Consider the following 15,221-nt stretch of genomic DNA (forward strand, 5'->3'; position numbering starts at 1 on the left):
ATGAAACGGTTTGAATGGAAAAGGGCGCCGGTGAGGACCGGCGCCCTTTTTCGTTTGCTTGGGAAGAGTATTAGCCAAGCTTCACCGCAGCCACATGCCCTGGGAAATCATCACTGTTCATCAGCGCCTTGCAACGATCAAAGCGGGTGGTTGCATAGGCCCAGAAATCCTCTGCCGGATTGTTGTCGGTGTGTTGGATCAACCCCCACAACGTCCAGAGCAGGTCGCACATGGCCTTGTAGATCACAACGCGCCCCTTTTCCTCTGCGGTGGGCTCGCGCCCGAAATAGCCGCGTAGAAGTTCGGCCTCCTGACTTTCGTCCATATTGGCTTCGACCGAAAGATCACCAACATCCCAAAGCGGGTCGTTCATGCCGGAATACTCCCAGTCAACGATCCACATGGCCTCGCCATCGTCAAGAAAGTTCTCGCAAAGTGGATCACAGTGGCACGGCGCCAAGCGGGCTGGGTTGGCGTTGAGGGCTTCCTTTATCGGCTCGGCCGCCTTGACCACCACGTGGTAGCCTTCCGGCAGGTCCACGTCTTTTGTTGCCAGTACCTTGAGGTATTCATCGATCATGGCGAACAGCTCGAAGCGAAACTCGAACGCTTCGCCCGAATTGTGCAGCTTGGCCAACGCCTTACCCGCTCGCTCCGGAGACCCTGAGCGAGACTTAAACAACGCGGGCGTCATAGTTTCAATGTTTTCTATCGCTCGGGTGACCATTTCGCCCGAATTGGCATCGGCCCATAGAACCTCGGCAGAAATACCGGCACGCCAGGCGGCATTGGCGTTGGTGATCTCGATTGATCGGTCGATATATTCATCGGTGCCTTCGCCGGGGATGCGCACAATCACGCGAGCAGTTGGGGTTTCAACAAGATGGACAAGGTTGGTCAGCCCGCCAAGACGCGTGATACTACACCGATCCGACGCAACAGTTTCAAAGCCAGGAGTCTTCCGCAACGTGGCCAGAACGGTTTCCGTATGCTCGTACATGTCAGCTCCTCAGGACTTCAATTTTTCATTTTGCGGGTCAAACAACGGCCCGTCTACCCTTGTGATTGGGTGGCGTTCACCGAACACTTCGATCTCAAATGTGGTTTCCCCGCAGAGCGCGTTTTCCAGATATCCGAAGATGATCGTTTGTCCGACCGAATATCCGAAGCCAGCGCTGGTCGCGAGTGAGACCGTCTTGCCGTCATGGATGATGGTTTCACCGCCATAGAGTGGTAGTTTGACGGGAGTAACAAAGGTGCAAAGTTTGCGGTCAGGCCCTTCCGCCTTCTGCTTCGCCAACACCTCGCGACCAAGGAAATCACCGCCGGCCTTGAGATGGACGCGGAACCCAAGCCCAGCCTCGATGGGGGTGTAGTCGGGGGTAATGTCGCCCGACCAATAAAGATAGCCCTTCTCCAGACGCAGAGAGTCGATGGCGCGATAGCCGATGTCTCGAATGCCGTGAGGCTCACCTGCACCGTGCAAGGCCTTATAAACATGGGCAGCGAATTCCGTCGGGACGTGTAGTTCCCAACCCAGTTCGCCGACAAACCCGATGCGTACAGCGCGAACCGGCGCGCTACCAACCGTGATGTCGCGGGCCGTACCAAAGGGGAACGCCTCGTTGGAAACGTCCTGTTCGCAGACCGCTTGCAGCACGTCGCGCGCCTTGGGACCGCAAATATTAATAACTGCGCGGCCAGAGGTCACCTCGATCATTTGGACCGAGCCGTCCTTGGGCATGTTGCGGCGAATCCAGTCTTCGTCATGTGTGCCGAAGCCCGAGCCAGTGACGAGATAGAAGTGATCTCGCCCAAGCCGGGTTATGGTGACATCGGCCTCGATGCCTCCTGTTTCGTTGCAGAATTGTGCGTAGATCACGGTGCCGTCGGGCTTGTCCATGTTGCAGGCGGCAAGGTGCTGCAACAGATCCAGTGCGCCGGGGCCGATGATTTCGAATTTGGCAAAGCTCGATTGATCAATCAGAGCCACGCCTTCGCGCACCGCCTTGTGCTCCTCGGCGGCAAACTTGTGCCAGCCGGGCTCAAGGAAATCGAGCTGGTCTACAGGCTCAACGCCTTCCGGAGCAAACCACAGTGGACGTTCCCAGCCATTCTTGGATCCATAGACCGCGCCCTTCTTCTTTAGGATGTCATATAGCGGCGACAGACGCAGGTTGCGGGCGCTTTCATGTTCCTGACCGGGATAACGCATCTTGTAATGATGCGCATAGTGTTCGACCGCGCGCGGGTACATGAAAGACTTGGTGCCGTGATGCGGCCCGAAGCGGCGGCAATCGAGCGGCCAAAGGTCAAGGCTGGGGCGCCCTTCGGTGATCCATTCGGCGATCATCTCGCCAGCCCCACCGCCGGCGGCAATGCCATAAAGGAATCCGGTTGCCATCATCAGGTTGTCAAAGCCCGGCGCCCAGCCCAGCACAAAGTCCCCGTCCGCCGAATAGGGGATCGGGCCGTTGATCACCGAGCGGATGCCAACTTCGTTCAGGACCGGTGTCACCTGTGCGGCCAATTCCGCCAGTGGGCCGAACCGGTCGAGGTTGTCCGGTAGCAATTGGCGCACGAACTCTCCTGGGATGCCATTATCGCCAAAGGGTAGGGTGCCTTCTTCATAGCCGCCGATTACAAGGCGGCCACCGGCATCGGGCTTGTAATACACAAGACGCTCCGGGTCGCGCAGGGTGGGCAAGCCTTTAACCAGCGCCTCATCAGGAAGCGGCTCTGTCACGATATACTGATGCTCAACCGCGCAAGCTGGGACATGAATACCCAGCTTCGCACCCAATTCACGGCTCCACATTCCGGCGGCCATTACGATGGTCTCAGCCTCATAGTCGCCTTCGCTGGTCATCACCTTGGTGATGCGTCCGTCCTTGATTTCGAAATCCAAAACCTTCACATCCTGCCGGATTTGCGCGCCGTATTTGCGGGCGCCTGAGGCAATGGCCTGACACAGGCTGGCAGGGTCAACATGACCATCCGAGGGGATAAACGCCGCGCCTTGCAAGCCTGAGTCGTCGATATAGGGAAACAACTCCTTGGCCTCTTTGGCGGTGATCATCTCCATTTCCAGATCGAAGCTTTTGGCCATTGTCGTCAGGCGTTTGGCTTCCAGCAACCTTTCTTTGGTTGCCGCCAACCGCAAGCTGCCGACCTTCTTCCAATCGAAGGCCATACCGGTTTCTTCTTCCAGCCGGTCATACATGGCCACCGAACGTTTCAACATGCGGGTGGTATTGCGAGATGAGCGCAACTGCCCGACGAGGCCCGCCGCATGCCAGGTTGCGCCTTCTGTCAAGGAGGCCTTTTCAAGCAGAACGACGTCCTTCTCGCCGTTTCTGGCAAGATGGTACGCGGTCGAACATCCGATGATGCCTCCGCCAATGATGAGATGCTTCGCTGAATGGGTGGTCATTTCCGATTCCTCACTGAATTCGGAATTAGACTGCCACAAAAACAACAAAAAACAACAAAAAATGTGGAAAGATGTTGAAATTGAGAAGTCGATGACGCAAATTACTCTGAATTCCGGCGCTTTCAAAGGGCGGAAAAGGGCGAGATCGTCGCCAGTGCAACCCAAAGGAGGTAAGTCATGGAACACCCGGCACGGAATTCCTTCAACTCAGGAGCACAGCCAATTGTTCAGGATGTGGTCATCATGTTGGGTGACGGTGCAACGTTGGCGGATTGCAGTGCAATTACCCAACCCATGCTCACCATGAACGAAATCTCGGGACGAAGGCATTACAGATGGCATTATGCCTCGCTGAATGGGTCGGTTCAAAAACTTGCCTGCGGAGCGGAATTGTCTTGTGATGCCGATGTGGGTCAATTGCATCACGATACTTTGGTCGTCTTGAATTGGGGCAGTGCTGCCACCGCAAAGGAAGACAAGCTAATCGCATGGGTGCGCCGGCAATACCGGGTCGGCAACAAGTTTATCTTGCAGGGGAATGCGGTGTTCACTTTGGCGCGCGCCGGTTTGCTAAGCGACATCCCCGTCGCCGTCCATTGGGAATGGATGGAAACGATGAAGGAGCTTTACCCGAATATCCTAGCCGTTGATCAGCTCTACTCGGTGTCCCCGCGCATTTGCGCCAGCACTTGCAGTGATGCAGCGACGGAATTGGTGGTTGGCCTTATTGAAACACGCCATGGCCGCGAGATCGCAAGCAAGGTGCAAGAGCAACTCAACCGGCCGGCTTGCCGCCCCCCGACCACTCCGCAAAGCATTCCCCTGGCACGCAAGTATGGTTCGCGAAACCAGACTTTTCTGGCTGTGGTTGAACGCATTCAAAGCAGCTATGAGGAAGACATCTCCGTGCAGGATCTTTGCTGCGAGTTCAACATTTCAAGGCGCCAGCTTGAACGGCAATTTGCAGAAAAGACAGGAACCTCACCCCTACGGTTCATCAAGGATCACCGGTTGCGAAAGGCGCAGAAACTGTTGCAGATCACCAACATGAGCGTTCTGGAAGTGGCCATAGCCTGCGGCTTTCAATCCGACTCGTGCTTCCGCACGGCCTTCAAGCGCAAATTCGGAGTGACGCCAAAGCAATTTGTTTGATTTCGCGCCTGACGGTTGCGTACGAGAAGGATTTCTGGGAAGGAATAACCATGGCGAAATATGACCAAGAGATCCTCAACGCCGTGGCTTTGCGCGGTACTTTGACCGTCACGGAACTGTCCGAAATGCTGGGTGTTTCGGATCAGACGATCCGACGGATCGTCAAGCCGCTGGTTGATGCCGGCAAGGTTGAAAAGGTCCATGGCGCCATTGTCAGTATCGAAAACCCGATGACGGCACCATTCCAGATTCGGATGCATCACAACCGTGAAGCCAAGGCTCGTATCGCCTCCAAGGTGGTCGAGCTTATTCCCAATGGCGCGTCTGTTGCCATTGATGCGGGGTCCAGTTCAGGATTCGTTTCCCAAGCTCTACAGATGAAGAAGGATCTCACGGTCGTAACAAATTCAGCATTTGTGGCGAGTAAGCTGTCGATGACAAAGGGTAACCGGGTCTACTTTGCCGGCACGCAATTACGCGATTACGATGGAGCTTCCTATGATCGCACGGCGTTTCACACCGTAGAGAAAATGCAAGTAGACTTCTGTGTCGTAACCGCTGCTCAGGTGCATCCCGAACGGGGGTTTCTCATGGCAGAACAATGTGAGGCGGATATGGTCGAGGCGATGTCACGTATTGCCAAACAGGTAATTTTTGCTGTCGATCACAGCAAAGTCGAGGCAACGAGCACGACCGGGCTGATCGCGATTGACGAGACAAGCGAAGGAATTTGGATCGTGACAGATTCCAATGAGGTGGTCCGCCACGCTAACCTCAAGAATGTTGCCCGGGTCATAGTGAGCGATGCCTGAACAGTGATCGTGAACACTTGGCGTAGAGTGAACTCCGAAATATCCTTTCATTCCAGTCGGCCTTGATTGACGATACGGGATCCGCAGGTCGACGGTGTACCCGCAGACACGTTCGACCAGAAAGATCAGTTTGCCTTTCCATGCTCCTTATATTCGTACCTAGTTAGTACTTCGCTAATGAAACCAATCAGGCAAAACATATAGCGTGTAAGATAGATTATGTTATATTTATGGCGGATAAGAAAAGACTTGTTACGACCGTCAACTCTACGCGTCTTGGCCTTCATCGCGCGCTGTAAATGCGGTTGGAAAACCGACGCAACACATGAAACCGTGCATATCTACCGAAGTGCAATCGGTTCCAAGTTCTTACCCATCCCCTGAAGCTGGTACGCGGAGTAGCGCAGGGTTGCGTGTGACAGATCATGTTTGTTGCAGATCTTCATACGGAAAGGCAAAATGCAACCGGTTGCAAAAATGAGTTGACTTAGCCCCGAAATGATCGCAGCTTTGCAGTGGAAGGTAGAGTCGGGACCGTTTGCCAAAAACAGGCGGTCTAGGGAGAGACATGCTCGAATTTGCGTTAAATCAGGTGACGATGGCCAACGCGCCGCTACGCGATGTGCTAAAGACCGCGCAGCGTTTGGGCTGCGTGGGTGTTGAGCTACGCAATGACTTGAACCGCCCTCTTTTTGATGGGCTTTCGGCAAAAGACGCAGGTGCGATGGTGCGTGATCATGGGCTTCGCCTGCTGGGTCTTTCGCAAATCTACCCTTGCAACCGGTGGTCTGAAACCATCGCAAAGGACAGCCAATGGCTGATCGACAGCGCTGTTGAAGCCGGGGCGGAGGCCATCAGCCTGATCCCGTGCAACGATGGCGACCAGCGGAAAGACATCAACCGCGTTGATCAATTGGTCACGGGGATTGAAGCAATTCACCCAATGCTAAGACAGGCAGACATGAAGGCGTTTTTTGAGCCGCTTGGGTTTCAATCATCGTCGTCTCGTTTGAAGTCCGAGGCTATTGAAATCATGCGATCTTTGGATGCAACCGATTGCATAAAGATCGTACATGATACGTTTCACCATTATCTGGCCGAGGAAGACACGCTGTTTCCGGCGGAAACCGGCATCGTACATATTTCTGGTCTGGCCGATGTTTCGATCCAAAAACCCGATATCGTTGACGCGCACAGAGGGCTTGTGACGGCCGCAGACCAACTGGGGTCTGTGCAGCAGATCATTGCCTTGATCGACGCGGGCTACACAGGGGCATTTTCGTTCGAATGTTTCGCGCCAGAGGTTCACGACCTTGCAGCGCCAGAGGCGGCCCTCAGGCAATCCATGAATTTCATTGCTTCACACGCGCAGCAGAGAGCGGCGTGATGCGGAGTTTTGTCTAGCCCGCACAGCGGGCGATCCGGTGAGTAAAAAAGGTGTTCCGGACACCAACTAGGGAGGAAACTTATGAAGAAAACATTTATGATGGCTGGCCTTGTTACAGTCATGGGCACAGGTGCCTTCGCATTGGAGATTGGCGCAACCTTTTCGCGCTTTGACGACAACTGGCTGACCGTTCTGCGCAACGGTATGGTCGAATATGCAGAGTCCATTGATGGTCTGACATACCAACAAGAAGACGCCAGCGACGATCTTGCAAAACAGATCGATCAGGTCACAAACTTCGTGGCGCAAGGCGTTGATGCGATCATCGTGAACATCGTTGATACTTCTGCGGGTGCCGCGATCACAGCTGCAGCGGGCGACACCCCGCTGGTGTTTGTGAACCGCGAACCAGACAACGTAAACGAACTGCCGCCGACCCAAGCCTTCGTTGCTTCAAACGAGATTGAGTCAGGCACATTGTCTGCCTTTGAGGTCTGTAAAAACCTGCGCGCCGAAGGCAAAGGCAATGGCGCGCGCGGCTATCTGATGAACGGTCAGCTGTCCAACCAAGCTGCGGTTCAACGCTCTAAGGACGTGCATGACGTGATCGGCATGGACATGTGCAACTTCATGGAAATCATCGATGAAGCACCGGCCAACTGGTCCCGCGACGAAGCGCAGGATTTGATGACCAACTGGATGTCCTCTGGTGAGCCTTTTGACTTTGTTCTAGCAAACAATGACGAAATGGCCATTGGCGCGATCCAGGCGATGAAAGCCGCAGGTATGGACATGGCTGACGTTCAGGTTGGTGGTGTTGACGCATCTCAGGACGCCCTGCTGGTTATGGCAGCAGGCGACTATGACGTGACCGTGTTCCAAGACTCTGTTGGTCAGGGCACAGGCTCTATTGATGCGGCCATCAAGCTCGCAAACGGTGAGAAAGTCGACACCAAGGTCTACATTCCGTTCGTTCTGGTGACGCCAGACAACATGAATGACTTCTTGGACAAAAACTAACTTCAAATCCCACCCTTTCTTCAGGGCGGCGCAAGATGCCGCCGCCCTGAGGAACGACTTGACGCCAGAAGGAACCCCGACCAATGGCAGACACCAGCCACGGCACCGGCGGGCTTGTTTTCGACAAGTCCAAGAGATCATGGCCGAACGAGCTAAATATTGCGCTCGCCCTGATCATCATCATCGCCATTTTTGAAATTCTTGGGCAGGTTCTGCCTTATATGAACGGCCAAAGCTTCCTATTCGACACACGCGACCGTTTTGACTCTGTCTTTAACGAAGCGCGTCTGAAAATTATCATTCTGCAGGTCGCCATCATTGGTATCATTGCCATCGGGGTGACACAGGTCATCCTGACCGCAGGCATCGATCTGAGTTCCGGCCCCTTGGTTGCCGCTACCGCGATGATCGCGATGAGCTTTGCGCAGACCGAACTCGTTAACGGCAACCCAAACCCAAAGGCGGTTTTCGGCCCATGGGCGATGGATCTGCCGGTCATCATCCCCGTTCTCGCAGGCCTTGCCTTTGGGGCCATGATCGGGGCGATCAACGGGACATTTGTGGCCTATTTCCGCATCCCACCCTTCATTGCAACGCTGGGCATGTTCCTTGGCTGTCGTGGTATCGCGCTTTGGTGGACATCCGGTAACCCCGTCTCTTTCCCAACAGAAAGCTATTCCTTCATCGGGTCCGGCATGATGCCTGTGGTCTGGTTCCTTGCACTGGCGGCGATTTTCCACTTCATCCTGCGCTACACTGTGTATGGCAAACACACCTATGCGATTGGCTCCAACGAAGAAGCCGCGCGGATGTCGGGCATCAACGTCAAACGCCACAAGGTCATGGTCTATATGATCGCCTCTATGCTGGCGGCCTTCGCGGGCATCGTTCTCAGCTCCAAAGCTTCCACGGCGCAGGCGGGTATGGGGGAGTTTTACGAACTCTTCGCCATCGCCATGGCGGTGATCGGCGGCATCAGCCTGACCGGTGGTCGCGGTTCGATCATTGGCACCGTGCTGGGCGCGATGGTTCTGGGCGTGATCCGCTCTGGCTTTACCTACGTGAAGCTTGATGGGTCCTACCAGCTGATGGCTATGGGTTCGATCATCATCGCTGCGGTCATTCTTGACCAATACCGACAACGCAACCGAGCATAGTCAGGAGAGAAACCATGAGCGAAGAATACGTTCTAGAAACCCAAGACCTGACCAAACATTATGGTGGCGTGCATGCCTTAGAAGGCGCAAACTTCAAAATGCGCAAGGGCGAGCATGTGGCCATCATGGGTGACAACGGGGCGGGTAAATCCACCTTCGTGCGCCAGATCACAGGCGTTGAACAGCGCACCCGTGGCAAGGTCTGGCTCTACGGTGAAGAGGTGAATTTTGCAGGCCCGCTGGATGCACGCGAAGCCGGCATTGAAACCGTGTTCCAAACCTTGGCTTTGGCCGACGATCTGGACGTGCCGGACAACCTGTTCCTTGGTCGCGAGATCACAAAGTTTGACTGGCTCGGCCCGTTCCGGATGCTGGACTATAAGGCGATGCGTGAGGCCACCATTGAAGGGCTGAACCGGACAGCAGTGAAAATCCCCAATATCCGCAACTCGATCCGCAATATGTCGGGTGGTCAGCGGCAATGTGTGGCGATTGCGCGAACCGCAACTTTCCACTCGCGTCTGACGATCATGGACGAGCCGACAGCAGCTTTGGGTGTTCAGGAAACCGCGCAGGTGGAAAACATCGTGCGTACCTTGAAGGAAGCAGGCGAACCCCTGATCCTAATCAGCCACAATATGCGGCAGGTCTTTGATCTGGTGGACCGGATTGTTGTCTTCCGTCGCGGCCGTATGTGCGCCGACCTCGACATCAAAAGCGGGGATTACACCGGCGAAGATGTCGTGTCTTATATCACCGGTGCTAAAACCGGTGAGGAGTTCATGGAACATGCGCTTTAAGGCCCCTACCCCAACGCTTGAGGACGATGAATGAGCGTAAATTTCGCAATCCTTGGCGCAGGTCGGATCGGGCAGGTTCATGCGCGCGCCGTGTCCTCTGTCCGTACGGCGAACCTTGTGGCCATGGCGGAACCTATGGAAGCGGCGGCGCAGGCCATGCGCGCGCAGTTTGGCTGCGACATCCGCACCATTGATGACATCGCAGCGTCTGACGATGTGGATGCGGTCGCGATCTGCACTCCGACTGACACCCATGCGGATCTGATCGAACAATTTGTGAAGGCCGGCAAAGCTGTCTTTTGCGAAAAGCCGGTCGATCTGGATGTGGATCGGGTGCGCCAGTGTCTGGCGACAGTCGAGGCTGAAAACGGTCAGTTGATGCTGGGGTTCCAGCGTCGGTTTGACCCGGACTTTATGGCACTGAAGGCGGCGATTGATGCCGGACAAATCGGGGATGTGGAGATGATCTCTCTGACGTCTCGCGACCCGGGCGCACCACCTTATGACTACATCACGCGCTCTGGTGGTATCTTCCGCGATATGACCATCCATGATCTGGATGTCGCGCGCTGGCTACTTGGCGAAGAGGTTGTTTCTGTTCAGGCCTCCGCCTCGGTCCTGACCGATCCCAAAATTGGGGAACTTGGCGACTTTGACAGCGCAAATCTGATCCTGCGCACCGCCAGCGGCAAGCTGTGCACGATCGCAAACTCGCGCCGGGCGACCTATGGCTATGATCAGCGCATCGAGGTGCACGGGTCAAAAGGCGGTGTTTCAGCCAGCAACCAGCACGAAGCCAATATCGAGATCGCCAATGGTGCGGGCTACACCCGCCCGCCGCTTTTGGATTTCTTTATGACGCGCTACACCCGCGCCTACGCCAATGAGATCGAAGCCTTTGTGAATGCGGTGGAAAACGGGACAGAAATGCCCGTCACCGGCACCGATGGGCTGCGCGCCTTGGAACTGGCCGAGGCCGCCTTGAAGTCAGTGGAAACCGGGCAGGCCGTCGCGCCCTAACCTCTGGCCACCCCTCTGGTTGGCCAGTCCAAAGCAAATCAGCGCTGGGGCATACTTTGCCCCGGTCGCAACACACCTTAAGCGCCGCAAAAACGCGCAATCAGTCAGTGTTAGACCATAAAACAACACTTTTTTCGCCGGAGATCAAAACCGCCAGTATTATGTTTCCCCTCTGGGCTTCAGCGATTAAAGGACGTTAGTGATTTGGCCTCCTGCCGGAGGTTGGACGCCGAGAGGACATGATGGCAGCAACGTTAAAGGATGTAGCAGAGCGCGCGGGCGTCTCCCGTTCGGCGGTCTCCCGAACCTTTACCGATGGTGCCTCGGTCTCTGAAAAAATGCGCCGCAAAGTGGAGAAAGCAGCAAAAGAGCTGGGTTACAGCCCGAACGCGCTGGCCTCCTCATTGACCACGGGCCGCACCAAGCTGATCGGCCTTGTCTCTAACAACTTCCACAACCCGATTTTCCTTCAGGTTTTTGATCTATTTACCAAAGGCTTGCAGGATCGTGGCTTGCGACCATTGCTTGTAAACCTTTCTGACGAAACAGATGCAGAGGCTTCTGTGCGCATGCTCAGGCAGTATTCAGTCGACGGTGCGGTTGTGGCGTCATCCACTTTGCCAGAAGGGTTCTCACGCGCTTTCAAAGATGCAGGCGTGCCGGTGGTGCACTCCTTCGGGCGGGCGACGTCAGCGCCCAAAGTGCACATTGTCAGCATCGACAACGTCGAAGCCGGGCGTCTGGTGGCGCAGACTTTGATCGCGCGCGGCTATAAACATGTCGCGTTTATGGGCGGCCCCCTAAGCGCGACCTCGACCCAGGATCGCCATGCCGGGTTTATGTCGGAACTGGCCAAACATCCCGAAGTCAAAGTGACCGCGTCCTTTGCAGATCACTACAGTTTTGAGGCAGGCCGCTACGAAATGCTGCGCCTGTTGCAGGACGCGCCCGCCGAAGCCTATTTCTGCGGTGATGACGTCTTGTCAATTGGCGCGCTATCTGCGGTACAAGACAGCGGCCTCTCTTGCCCCGATGATATCGGCATCATTGGCCTTAACGACATGGAAATGGCAGGTTGGGAGAACATCAATCTGACCACCGTTCACCAACCCATCCGCCAGATTGTGCAGTCGTCGATTGAATTGATGGTCGCCATGCTGGACGACAAAGACCGCTACCCGGAAACGCGCATCTTTCCCTGCGCTATTGTCGAACGGGGCACATTGCGCCCCATTCAGAATTTGGTTTTCGGGCCGTAGCTTTCACCGAAAGATAGAAGGCCGCGCGTCCATCCAGACGCCCCCCTCTTTCGCAGAAGCGACCGCCGTGTGCACGGCTGCCATCGACCGCAATCCATCCGCAGCATTGGGAAGCCCGTCACGCTTTTCGCCCCGAATGGCATCCGCGAGATCGCAATAGATGTTCGCGACCGCCAATGGGAAACCTTCTGGGTGGGCAATCGCCACGCGGCTTAGGCGCTGCGCATCTTCGTGCAAACCGCCTTCGCCTTTTTCAATGATCTGGGTGCGCCCACCGACCGGCGTGTAAATCAGTTGGTTCGGTTGCTCTGCATGCCATCTCAGGCCGCCGGTTTCGCCAAACACCTGAATTTCAAATCCATGCTGGCGGCCGATGGCGACAGAAGATGTCCAAAGACGTCCAATCGTACCGCCCTGCATGCGGAAATTGACCATCGCGTCATCTTCCAACTCGCGGCTTGAGATCGCCGAGGCGAAGTCAGCAGAGAGTGACTCCACCTCATCATCACAAATGAAACTCGCCATATGCATCGCGTGGATGCCGCAATCTGCAAATTGCCCCGACACGCCCGCCATCGCCGGATCATAGCGCCAGCGCACGCGCGGATTATCCGCATCGGTCGCGTCACCGTGGTGGCCGTGGCTGAAGTTCGTGACCACAACGCGCACCTTGCCAATCTCTCCATTCCGCACCATCGCGCGGGCCTGACGCACCATCGGATAGGCGGAATAGCAGTAGTTGACGGCGCAGATTTTGCCGGTCTTTTCTGCGATTTCAACAATCTCTTCGCCCTCTTCGACAGTCATTGTCATGGGCTTTTCACAAAGCACGTTAAACCCGGCTTCCAAGAACGCCTTCGTGATCTCAAAATGCGTGGAGTTCGGGGTCGCCACTGTGACCAGATCAATCCGGTCTTCACGGTCCTTTTCACCTGCCAGCATCTCTTGCCAATCGCCATAGGCGCGATCCACGGCCACGCCCAAGCGCTGCGCATATTCGCGACCGATGTCTGGCCGGTGATCAAGCGCGCCGGCTGCCATTTCAAAACGGCCATCTGCCAAAGCGCCCATACGGTGTGCCGGGCCGATCTGGCTGCCTTCGCCACCGCCAATCATGCCCCATTTCAATTTTGCCATATCGAAGCTTCCTCAGTTAAAGCCAATGGATTCAAGATATTCGCGGTTCTTGCGCGCATCGCCCAGAGTGTCCGGGTCCAAAAGCGGATCGCAGTCCTGCTCGACGGTACACCAACCCTCAAAGCCCGCGTCCAGCAGCACCTGACGCACCGCCGGAAAGTCGACATCGCCCTCGCCGAGATTACAAAAGATGCCATCGCCGCAGGCTTCATAGAAGTCTGTGCGGTTCTCGATCACCTTGGCCTTCACCTTCGGATCAATATCCTTGAAGTGCATGTAGGAAATGCGCTCCACATGGCGTTTCATAAACGCAACCGGGTCAAAGCCCGCGTAAGAATGGTGGCCAGTGTCAAAGCAGATCTTCAGGATCTTCTCGTCAACCTCATTCAGCAGCCGTTCAAGCTCTGGCTCAAAGTCAACAAAACCCGCCGCATGGGCATGAATGCCCACCGTCAGGCCATACTCTTCGGTGCCAATACGTGCGGCCTCGGCAATACGGTTCCGGAAAGCGGCCCATTCTGCCTTGTCCATCTGTTCAGCTTCCGAAGCCCGACCCGCCGTTGGCGCGCGACGCGGAGAGATCGAGTCGATCAGCACCATATGCTTCGCGCCATGGGCTTTCAGGGCTGCACCCGTGCGATGCGTACCGTCGAGCACATCGTCCCACGCGTCCGCATCATGGAACGGGCGGAAGACAACACCGCCGATCAGTTGCAGATCAAATTCCTCTAACGCCGGAGCCAATACTGCCGGGTCTTCGGGCATAAAGCCAACAGGGCCCAATTCGATGCCTTTATACCCCGCCGCCGCACATTGGCGCAGCACTTCGCGCCAAGTCGGGTTGCGTGGGTCATTTGCAAATTCCACACCCCAAGAACAGGGGGCGTTGCCAATTCTGATGGTCATCTTATTCCTTTCCGATGCTCAGAATGCGTTGACGTCTTGCCAGGACTTGCTGTCCGAACTGGCAAGCGCCGCAGCGACAATACGGTTCACGTCGTGGCCGTCTTTGAAGGTCGGCCATTTGTTCTGTTTGTTGGCGATGGCTTCTAGGAAATCCTTCGCCTCGATGATGATCTGATCCTGATAGCCGGTGCCGTGACCCGGGCCGAGGCAGAAGGGCTTGTAGTCGGGATGCGCCGGACCTGTCAGGATTTTGCGGAAACCGCGTGTGGCTTCGGGTTCGTCCATGGAATAAAGCCAGATCGCATTCTGATCTTCCTGATCAAAACGGATCGCGCCTTTGGTGCCCGTGATCTCATAGGCGTAGCCCATTTTGCGCCCGGTCGCGACACGGCTGAAATACATGTGCCCCATGACACCGTTTGCAAAACGGCACATCATTTGGGCGTGGTCATCATTGGTGACCGCGCCACCCGGACGCGTTTTGTGCACGGTTTCCACATCGGCCATGACCTGATCAATCGGTCCAATCAGGGCAAGCGCAGCATTGATCATATGCGGGGCCAGATCGCCCATGGTCCCATTGGCCATGCCAGTGGTGCGCCAAGTCGCAGGCGCCTCTGGATCAGCATAGAAATCTTCAGTGTGTTCTCCCCGGAACCAAGTCACATCGCCAATCACCCCATCGGCAATCAACTTGCGGGCAAACTGGCTAGCCGGGGTGCGGATATAGTTGAACCCCGTCATATTCACGACGCCCGCCCTTTCGGCGGCAGCGACCATTGCGGCGCTTTCGGTTATCGACGCCCCAAGCGGCTTTTCGCACAAGACAGGTTTGCCCAAGGTCAGCGCTGCTTCAGCGATCTCCTTATGGGTTTCCTGCGGCGTGGCAATGACAATGGCTTGCACTTTGGGGTCATTGACCAAGGCCCGCCAATCGGCAGTGGCGCGCGCAAACCCATAGGCCTTGCGGTAACGTTCCGCGCTTTCAGGCGTGGACGCGCAGATCATTTCTAACCTCGGGCGCAGTGTGGTGTTGAACACCGCACCGACCGCGGCCATCGCGACAGAATGCGCTTTGCCCATATAGCCGCCACCAAGGATGCCGATACCAATCGCTGTCACAAGGCCCCTCCCCTGA

Annotated in this window: 13 protein-coding genes; 8 read left to right on the forward strand and 5 right to left on the reverse strand. The window is 55.9% G+C overall.

Annotated features, from left to right (window positions below):
* Positions 1 to 70: 70 nt before the first annotated feature.
* Both BUA39_RS09505 and BUA39_RS09510 read right to left on the reverse strand, forming a co-directional pair.
* Positions 71 to 1,000, reverse strand: coding sequence for a choline/ethanolamine kinase family protein (locus BUA39_RS09505; protein ID WP_072792972.1), 930 nt, complete (start codon positions 998 to 1,000; stop codon positions 71 to 73).
* A gap of 9 nt (positions 1,001 to 1,009) precedes the next feature.
* Positions 1,010 to 3,433 (reverse strand): GcvT family protein, encoded by a 2,424-nt coding sequence (locus BUA39_RS09510; protein WP_072792973.1) that lies wholly within the window; start codon positions 3,431 to 3,433, stop codon positions 1,010 to 1,012.
* Positions 3,434 to 3,610: 177 nt separating this feature from the next.
* Here BUA39_RS09510 and BUA39_RS09515 point away from each other — a divergent pair, with 177 nt between their 5' ends.
* From BUA39_RS09515 to BUA39_RS09550, 8 genes are all read left to right on the forward strand, one after another.
* A complete protein-coding gene (locus BUA39_RS09515; protein WP_072792974.1) occupies positions 3,611 to 4,585 on the forward strand; it encodes a GlxA family transcriptional regulator in 975 nt (324 codons plus the stop codon).
* 50 nt (positions 4,586 to 4,635) lie between these two features.
* A complete protein-coding gene (locus BUA39_RS09520; RefSeq protein WP_072792975.1) occupies positions 4,636 to 5,397 on the forward strand; it encodes a DeoR/GlpR family DNA-binding transcription regulator in 762 nt (253 codons plus the stop codon).
* Positions 5,398 to 5,965: 568 nt separating this feature from the next.
* A complete protein-coding gene (locus BUA39_RS09525) occupies positions 5,966 to 6,784 on the forward strand; it encodes a TIM barrel protein (RefSeq protein ID WP_072792976.1) in 819 nt (272 codons plus the stop codon).
* 81 nt (positions 6,785 to 6,865) lie between these two features.
* Positions 6,866 to 7,804, forward strand: coding sequence for a substrate-binding domain-containing protein (locus tag BUA39_RS09530; protein WP_072792977.1), 939 nt, complete (start codon positions 6,866 to 6,868; stop codon positions 7,802 to 7,804).
* A gap of 83 nt (positions 7,805 to 7,887) precedes the next feature.
* On the forward strand, positions 7,888 to 8,961 hold the full coding sequence (locus BUA39_RS09535; protein WP_072792978.1) for an ABC transporter permease: 1,074 nt from the start codon (positions 7,888 to 7,890) through the stop codon (positions 8,959 to 8,961).
* A 14-nt stretch (positions 8,962 to 8,975) separates the two neighbouring features.
* Complete coding sequence (locus tag BUA39_RS09540; RefSeq protein ID WP_072792979.1) at positions 8,976 to 9,761, forward strand: ATP-binding cassette domain-containing protein; 786 nt, start codon at positions 8,976 to 8,978, stop codon at positions 9,759 to 9,761.
* Positions 9,762 to 9,791: 30 nt separating this feature from the next.
* On the forward strand, positions 9,792 to 10,781 hold the full coding sequence (gene iolG / locus BUA39_RS09545) for an inositol 2-dehydrogenase (RefSeq protein WP_072792980.1): 990 nt from the start codon (positions 9,792 to 9,794) through the stop codon (positions 10,779 to 10,781).
* A gap of 242 nt (positions 10,782 to 11,023) precedes the next feature.
* The gene (locus BUA39_RS09550; protein ID WP_072793044.1) at positions 11,024 to 12,040 is read left to right on the forward strand and encodes a LacI family DNA-binding transcriptional regulator; all 1,017 of its coding nucleotides are present in this window, start codon (positions 11,024 to 11,026) and stop codon (positions 12,038 to 12,040) included.
* 3 nt (positions 12,041 to 12,043) lie between these two features.
* Here BUA39_RS09550 and BUA39_RS09555 read toward each other — a convergent pair whose 3' ends face one another.
* Genes BUA39_RS09555 through BUA39_RS09565 form a run of 3 tightly spaced genes read right to left on the reverse strand, consistent with a single transcriptional unit; the run spans position 12,044 to position 15,205 of the window.
* Entirely contained in the window at positions 12,044 to 13,177 is a 1,134-nt protein-coding gene (locus tag BUA39_RS09555) for a Gfo/Idh/MocA family protein (protein WP_072792981.1), read from the reverse strand.
* A 12-nt stretch (positions 13,178 to 13,189) separates the two neighbouring features.
* Positions 13,190 to 14,083, reverse strand: a complete 894-nt coding sequence (locus BUA39_RS09560; protein ID WP_072792982.1) for a TIM barrel protein — start codon at positions 14,081 to 14,083, stop codon at positions 13,190 to 13,192.
* 18 nt (positions 14,084 to 14,101) lie between these two features.
* The gene (locus BUA39_RS09565) at positions 14,102 to 15,205 is read right to left on the reverse strand and encodes a Gfo/Idh/MocA family protein (protein WP_207546214.1); all 1,104 of its coding nucleotides are present in this window, start codon (positions 15,203 to 15,205) and stop codon (positions 14,102 to 14,104) included.
* Between the last annotated feature and the right edge of the window lie 16 nt (positions 15,206 to 15,221).

This window comes from Cognatishimia maritima, assembly GCF_900129685.1.
Classification (GTDB): Bacteria; Pseudomonadota; Alphaproteobacteria; order Rhodobacterales; family Rhodobacteraceae; genus Cognatishimia; species Cognatishimia maritima.

Bases quoted from the DNA above. Each gene is read 5' to 3' on its own strand.
- BUA39_RS09505 (WP_072792972.1), bottom strand. From the start codon at position 1,000: ATGTACGAGCATACGGAAACCGTTCTGGCCACGTTGCGGAAGACTCCT.
- BUA39_RS09520 (WP_072792975.1), top strand. From the start codon at position 4,636: ATGGCGAAATATGACCAAGAGATCCTCAACGCCGTGGCTTTGCGCGGT.
- BUA39_RS09550 (WP_072793044.1), top strand. From the start codon at position 11,024: ATGGCAGCAACGTTAAAGGATGTAGCAGAGCGCGCGGGCGTCTCCCGT.
- BUA39_RS09515 (WP_072792974.1), top strand. From the start codon at position 3,611: ATGGAACACCCGGCACGGAATTCCTTCAACTCAGGAGCACAGCCAATT.
- BUA39_RS09510 (WP_072792973.1), bottom strand. From the start codon at position 3,433: ATGACCACCCATTCAGCGAAGCATCTCATCATTGGCGGAGGCATCATC.
- BUA39_RS09535 (WP_072792978.1), top strand. From the start codon at position 7,888: ATGGCAGACACCAGCCACGGCACCGGCGGGCTTGTTTTCGACAAGTCC.
- BUA39_RS09555 (WP_072792981.1), bottom strand. From the start codon at position 13,177: ATGGCAAAATTGAAATGGGGCATGATTGGCGGTGGCGAAGGCAGCCAG.
- BUA39_RS09560 (WP_072792982.1), bottom strand. From the start codon at position 14,083: ATGACCATCAGAATTGGCAACGCCCCCTGTTCTTGGGGTGTGGAATTT.
- BUA39_RS09540 (WP_072792979.1), top strand. From the start codon at position 8,976: ATGAGCGAAGAATACGTTCTAGAAACCCAAGACCTGACCAAACATTAT.
- BUA39_RS09530 (WP_072792977.1), top strand. From the start codon at position 6,866: ATGAAGAAAACATTTATGATGGCTGGCCTTGTTACAGTCATGGGCACA.
- iolG (WP_072792980.1), top strand. From the start codon at position 9,792: ATGAGCGTAAATTTCGCAATCCTTGGCGCAGGTCGGATCGGGCAGGTT.
- BUA39_RS09525 (WP_072792976.1), top strand. From the start codon at position 5,966: ATGCTCGAATTTGCGTTAAATCAGGTGACGATGGCCAACGCGCCGCTA.